At 75.5% G+C, this 7404-nt stretch carries 2 protein-coding genes; both read left to right on the forward strand.

All coding sequences use genetic code 11. The features are described from left to right. Entirely contained in the window at positions 1–5940 is a 5940-nt protein-coding gene (locus FXF65_RS43370) for a non-ribosomal peptide synthetase (protein ID WP_281289017.1), read from the forward strand. Beyond that, positions 5937–7404, forward strand: a 1468-nt coding sequence (locus FXF65_RS43375; RefSeq protein ID WP_246199518.1) for a condensation domain-containing protein, incomplete at its 3' end; no start/stop codon positions are given. The genes FXF65_RS43370 and FXF65_RS43375, both read left to right, overlap by 4 nt.

A 7404-nucleotide genomic window follows, 5' to 3' on the forward strand; every position in this document is an offset into this window, starting at 1 on the left:
GTGATTTACACGTCGGGTTCGACGGGGCGTCCGAAGGGCGTGGTGGTGACGCACGGCGGGTTGGCGAACCTGTACGCCAACCATCTGGAGGAGATTTTCGGTCCGGTGGCCGAGGGCGGGCGGGTGCGGGCGTTGCACACCGCCTCGTTCAGTTTCGACACCTCGTGGGAGCAGTTGTTCTGGCTGGTCGCGGGGCATGAGCTGCACGTCCTGGACGAGACCGACCGCCGGGACGCCGAGCACGTCGTCCGGTACGTCCGCGAACACCGCATCGACACGATGGACGTCACGCCCACCCATGCCCTGCAACTCGTGGAGGACGGCCTGCTCGACAACGGCGCGCACCGCCCCCGCCTGCTGCTGCTCGGCGGTGAGGCCGTGCCCGCCGCCCTCTGGACGCGGGTCCGCGACGCTGACGGCGTCATGTCGGTGAACCTGTACGGGCCGACCGAGTACACCGTGGACGCGCTGGCCGCCGACCTGGCCGACAGCCCCGTCCCGCTGGTCGGCCGCCCGATCGCCGCCACCCGCGCCCACGTGGTGGACGACCGACTGCGGCCCGTCCCGATCGGCGTGCCGGGCGAACTGTACCTGTCCGGCGCGGGCCTGGCGCAGCGCTATCTGGGCCAGGCCGGGTTGACGGCCGCGCGGTTCGTCGCCGACCCATCCGGACCGTCCGGCTCCCGCATGTACCGGACGGGCGACCGGGCGCGCTGGCGTCCGGACGGGAACCTGGAGTTCCTGGGCCGGGTGGACGATCAGGTCAAGATCCGCGGCGTCCGGATCGAGCCGGGCGAGGTGGCGGCCGCGCTCGCCCGGGTCACCGGCGTCACCGCCGCGACCGCGGTGGTCCGCGAGGATGCCCTGGGCATGGCGCGCCTGGTCGGCTACGTGGTGGGCGGCCCCGGGCCGCGGGAGATCCGCGCCCGGCTGGCCGCCGAGCTGCCCGACGCGATGGTGCCCGCCGCGATCGTCGCGCTCGACACGCTGCCGATGACCGTCAACGGCAAGATCGACCGCGCCGCGCTGCCCGCCCCGGGCCTGCCGACGACGGCCCCGGCGCGCCGTCCGCGCGACGCCCGGGAGGAGCTCGCCTGCGCCGTCTTCGCCGACATCCTCGGCGTTCCCGGCGTCGGGCCGGACGACGACTTCTTCGCGCTCGGCGGGCACTCGCTGCTGGCGTCCCGGCTGGCCGGACGGGTCCGGGCGGCGCTCGGCGGCAACCTCGCCGTCCGGGACGTGTTCGCCGCGCCGACTCCGGCCGGGCTCGTCCGCCGGGCCGCCGGGAGCGCGGCGCCGCCGCTGCGGCCGGGACCGCGTCCCGACCCGCTCCCTGCGTCCCACGCGCAGCGCCGCCTGTGGGCGCTGGACCGCCTCGACGGCGCGACCACCGCCTACCACGTGCCGTTCGCGGTGCGCCTGCGCGGCAACCTCGATACCGCCGCGCTGGCCGCGGCCGTGGACGACGTCACCGCCCGGCACGAGAGCCTGCGGACCCTCCTCATCGAGCGAGACGGCGAACCGTTCCAGCACATCCTCCCGCCGGAGGAGACGCGCGGCCTGCTCCGCGTCCAGCCGACCGCGCCCGAGCGGCTGGACTATGACATCGCCGTGCTCGCCCAGCACCCGTTCGACCTCGCGGCCGATTTGCCGCTGCACACCACCCTGCTGGAGGTCGCGCCGGACGATCACGTGCTCGTCCTGGTCTTCCATCACGTCGCCGCCGACGAATGGTCGATCGGTGCGTACCTGTCCGATCTGGAGCGCTTCTTCGCCGGGACCGGCCGCGGACTCCCGGACCTCCCGGTGCAGTACGCCGAGTACGCGCTCTGGCACCGCGCCCTGCTCGCGGACGGCTTGGCGGCACAGCAGACCGCGTACTGGCGGGACGCGCTCGCCGGGCTCCCGGACGAGATCGACCTACCCCGCGACCGGCCGCGTCCGGCCGAACCGTCCCACCAAGGCGACGTGGTGCTGTTCGAGGTCCCCGCCGACGTCGCGGCCGGGCTGCGCCGCGTGGCCCGCGACGGCCGCGCGACGCCGTTCATGGTCGCGCACGCTGCGACCGCCGCGCTGCTGCACCGGCTCGGTGCGGGCGACGACATCGCGGTCGGCACCCCGGTTACCGGACGCGCCGACGCAGCGCTGGACGAACTCGTCGGGTTCTTCCTCAACACGCTCGTGCTGCGCACCGACCTGTCGGGCGACCCGACGTTCGCCGAACTGCTCGCCCGGGTCCGCGACGGCGACCTCGCCGCGTTCGCGCACGCCGACCTGCCGTTCGACCGTGTCGTGGAGGCGCTCAACCCGGCGCGGTCGGCGTCCCGGCATCCGCTGTTCCAGACGATGGTGACGTTCCACTCCACCACCACCGACGTGCGGACGCTGTGCGGCCTGCCCGCCGAGGAGGTCCCGGCCGATGCGGGCGGCGCGAAGTTCGACCTGGAGGTGGCGTTCGGGGAAAACGCGACGTCGGGCCGCCTCAGCGGCGGCGTCCGGTACGCGACCGACCTGTTCGACCGGACGACGGCCGAGGCCCTCGCGGACCGGCTGGTCCGCCTCCTCACGGCCGTCGCCGCCGATCCCGGCGCCCGCGTCGCCGAGCTCGACCTGTTCGGGGACGGGGAGCGGCGCGCGCTGGCGGAGTGGAACGCTACCGGCCGTCCCGTCGCCGCCGCGACGCTGGACGACCTGACCCGCGCCGGAACCCGCCGCGCGGCCGCCGCGCCCGCCCTGATCGGCGCGGACGGTCGCACCGAGACGCATGCCGCGTTCGCCGCCCGGGTGAACCGCCTCGCCCGGTTGCTCGCGGCCCGTGGCGCGGGACCCGAGCGCGTCGTCGCGGTCGCGCTGCCGCGCTCGCCCGGACTGGTGGCCGCGCTGCACGCCGTGGTCCGCGCCGGAGCCGCCTACCTGCCGCTCGACACCGCGCATCCGGCTGCGCGGCTCGCCGACATGATCGAGACGGCGCGGCCGTGCCTCGTCCTCACCGACGCCGGGTCCGCCGCCCGGCTGCCCGGCGGCGGGCCGCCGCGCGTCCTGCTCGACGCGCCGGACACCGCCGCCGAGCTGGCCGCGCTGCCCGCGGACGAGGTGACCGACGTCGACCGCGCCGCGCCGCTGCGCCCCTCCCACCCCGCCTACGTGATCTTCACGTCCGGATCCACCGGGCGCCCCAAGGGCGTGCAGGTCACGCACGCCGCGATCGTCAACCGGCTGGAGTGGATGCAGGACGCCTACGGGCTGACGCCAGACGACCGCGTGCTGCAGAAGACCCCGGCGGGCTTCGACGTGTCGGTGTGGGAGTTCTTCTGGCCGATCGCGCAGGGAGCCGCGCTGGTCGTCGCCGAGCCCGGCGGGCACCGCGACCCGGACCACATCGCCGGGCTGATCGAGCGGCACGGCGTCACCGTCGCGCATTTCGTCCCGTCCATGCTCCAGGCGTTCCTCGGCACGGTCGCGCTGTCCCGGTTGCCGTCGCTGCGCCTCGTCGTGTGCAGCGGCGAGGCGCTCTCGGCGGCGCTCGCCGACCGGTTCCGGCGCGCGTCCGCCGCGCGGCTGGAGAACCTGTACGGCCCGACCGAGGCGGCGGTCGACGTCACCGCTTGGACGGTCGCCGCGACTGCGCCGGGCCCGTCCGCGCCGATCGGGCGGCCGGTCTGGAACACCCGCTGCCACGTCCTGGACGATCGACTGCGGCCCGTCCCGATCGGCGTGCCGGGCGAGCTTTACCTGTCCGGCGTGCAGCTCGCGCGCGGCTACCTCGCCCGTGCCGGCTTGACCGCCGAACGGTTCGTCGCCGACCCGTCCGGGGCGCAGGGCGAGCGCATGTACCGTACCGGCGACCGGACGCGATGGCTTCCGGATGGCGCCCTGGAGTTCCTCGGCCGCACCGACGACCAGGTCAAGTTGCGCGGCCTGCGGGTCGAGCCCGGCGAGATCGAGGCCGTGCTCGTCGCGGCGCCCGGCGTCGCCCAGGCCGCCGTTCTCGTCCGCGAGGACCGGCCCGGCGTGCGGCGGCTCGTCGGCTACGTCACCGGCGTGGACACCGATCCCGAGGTGCTGCGCGCCGAGGCGGCCCGGCTGCTGCCCGAGTACATGGTGCCCGCCGAGATCGTCGTGCTGGACGCCTTCCCGCTGTCGGCCAACGGCAAGCTGGACCGCCGGGCCCTGCCCGCGCCTCCCGAGCCCGCGACGACCGTCTCTGACACCGGTGCCTACGCCGGCGCCAGCTGGGCCGAGCGCACGCTGCGGACCGTCATGGCGGACGTCCTCGGCCTGCCGGACGTCGGCTCGGGCGACGACTTCTTCGCTCTCGGCGGCGACAGCATCCTCGCGCTCCAGTACGTGGCCGCCGCGCGGAAGGCTGGGCTCGCGGTGACCACCCGGCAGGTATTCGAGCACCCGTCGCCCACCGCGCTCGCCGCGCGGGTGCGACCCGCCGCGCCGACGCCGGTGCCCGTCGCCGACGACCCGAGCGGGCCGCTGCCCCCGGCGCCGATGGCGCTGCGACTCGCGGGCCGCGCCGGGCTTCCCGACCGGTTCGGGCAGGCGCGGCTGCTCACCGTCCCGGCCGGGATCCGCCGGGCGGATCTGCTCGGCGCGCTCCAAGCCGTCCTGGATCACCATGACGGGCTGCGGCAGCGCCTTAACCGGCCGTATCCTGGCGTCTGGACCATCGAGGTCCGCGTACGCGGGACGCTGCGTGCCGACGAATGCCTCACGGTCGTGGACGCGGCCGGGCGGTCCCTCCGCGAACTGGTGGAGGAGGAGTCCGACCGGGCGGCGGGCCGCCTCGCCCCGGCGGCGGGCGCGACCGTCCAAGCCGTCCACCTCGACGCCGGGCCGGACGAACCCGGCCGCCTGCTGCTCGTCCTCCACCACTTGGTCGTGGACGAGGTGTCCTGGCGCGTCCTGATCCCCGACCTGCGGGCGGCGTGGGAGACCGCCGCCGCGGGCGAACCGCCCGCGCTCGGCCCGGTGCCGACGTCGCTGCGCCGCTGGCACGGCCGCCTGCTAGCCGAGGCGCACACCGAGCGTCGCGCCGCCGAGCTCCCCGCCTGGCTCGGCACGCTGGCCGGAGACCGCGCGGGACTCGCCGACCGTGCCCTCGACCCGGCCCGCGACACGGTCGCCACCAGCGAAGCCCTGCACCTTCGGCTCACTGCCGAACGCACCGCGCCGCTGCTGGACACCGTCCCCGCCGCCTTCCACGGCACGGTCAACGACGTCCTGCTCACCGCGCTCGCCCTCGCCGTGCTGCGCACCGGCGCCAGCGCGCCTCCGGTCGTCGAGCTGGAAGGACACGGACGCGACGCGACCGACATGCCCGGCGCGCCCGACCTGTCCCGCACGGTCGGCTGGCTGACGAGCCTGTACCCCGTCCGGCTGGATCCCGGGCCCGTCGACGTCGCCGACGCCTTCGACGGCGGGCCGGACGCCGGGACCGCGGTCAAGGCGATCAAGGAGCGACTGCGGGCCGTCCCGGCGGGCGGTATCGGCGCCGGACTGCTGCGCCACCTCAACGCCGCCACCGCGCCTCTCTTCGCGGACACCGGCGACGCCGACATCCTGTGGAACTACCTCGGCCGGGACACCACGGCGCCGGACGGTCCGTGGTCCCCGGCGCCCGAGGCCGACGCGCTCGCCGTTCCGATCGACCCCGGAATGCCGCTGACCCACCCGCTGGAGATCAACGCGGGCGTGCGTCCCGGGCCGGAGGGGCCTGAACTGACCGCGACCTGGATCTGGGCGTCCGGGGCGCTCCCGCGCGATCGCGTCGACGCGCTCTCCGGCGCCTGGACCGCCGCGCTCGACGCGCTCGCCGCGCATGCGGCGGGCGACCGCGCGGGCGGCCACACGCCCTCCGACCTCGACCTGGTCTCGCTCGACCAGGACCAGATCTCGATGATCGAAGAGATGTGGAGGGCCCAGCAGTGAGCCGCCTTTCCGACATGCTGCCGCTATCCCCGCTCCAGCGCGGCATGCTGTTCCACTCGCTCTACGACGAGGGCGGACTGGACGTCTACGCCGTCCAGGTGACGGTGGAGTTGCGCGGTCCCGTGAACGGCGACCGACTGCGCGCCGCCGCGGGCGGGCTGCTGCGCCGCCACCCGAACCTGCGCGCCGGGTTCTGGCACGAGGGCGTCCCCGAGCCGGTGCAGTTCGTGCCCACCGAACTCGGGCTTCCTGTCGCCGACCTCGACCTCGCCGGGCTGCCCGCGCAGGAGCGCGCCGAGGCGCTGGAGACCGCCACCCGGACCGCGCTCGCCGAGCGGTTCGTCCTGCACCGGCCGCCGCTGCTGCGGCTGCTGCTGGTCCGCCTCGGCCCCGCCGACCACCGCCTGGTCGTCACCGCCCACCACATCCTGGTGGACGGCTGGTCCATGCCGCTGCTGGTGCGGGACCTGCTGGACCTCTACGACCACTGCGGCGACACCTCGGCGCTGCCCGCCGTCCGGCCCTATCGCGACCACCTGGCGTGGCTCGCCCGGCAGGACACCGACGCCGCGCGGCGGGCCTGGGCGGAGGCGCTCGCCGGGCTCGACGCGCCGACGCTGCTCACCGTCCCGGACCCGGGCCGCGCGCCCGTCCGGCCCGGCGTCCGCGAGACCATGCTGCCGGAGGGGATGACCGCGGCGCTCACCGCCCTCGCGCGCCGGTGCGGCATCACGCCGAGCACGCTCGTGCAGTGCGCATGGGCGATGCTGCTCGGCGTCCTCACCGGCCGCGACGACGTGGTGTTCGGGCTGACCGTGGCGGGCCGTCCCGCCGAGGTGCCCGGGTCGGAGTCGATGGTCGGGCTGTTCATCAACACCGTCCCGGTCCGGGTCGCGCTGCGGCCCGCCGAGCCGTTCGACCGATTGCTGCGCCGCGTCGCCGCCGAGCAGGCCCGACTGCTGGACCACCACCACCTCGGGCTGGACGACGTCCAGCGGCAGGCCGGGCTCGGCGACCTGTTCGACACCCTGGTGGTGATCGAGAACTATCCGGTGGACCCGTCCGCGCGGGCGCCGCTTGCGGGCGGCGCCACGGTCGGGGAGATCGGCGCGCGGGACGCGACCCACTACCCGCTGACGCTCGCCGTCGGGCTCGGCAAGCGAATCGTCCTCCAAACCGAGTACCGGCCGGACGTGATCGACGCCCGGCACGCCGAGTCGATCACGCGGCGACTGGTGCGGCTGCTGGAGCAGGTCGCGGTCGCGTCCGCGGTGCCGGTCGGCCGGTTCGACCTGCTCGACGACGACGAGCGCGCCCGGCTGCGGACGGAGGGCACCGGCCCGTCGCGTCCGGTTCGGGCGGGGACGGTCGCTGATCGGTTCGCCGAGCGTGCGGCGGTGTCGCCTGGCGCGACGGCGGTGGTGTGTGGTCAGGCGTCTTTGACGTTTGCTCAGGTGAGTGGGC

Origin of the sequence: Actinomadura syzygii, from assembly GCF_008085905.1 — a bacterium.
Taxonomy (GTDB): domain Bacteria; phylum Actinomycetota; class Actinomycetes; order Streptosporangiales; family Streptosporangiaceae; genus Spirillospora; species Spirillospora syzygii.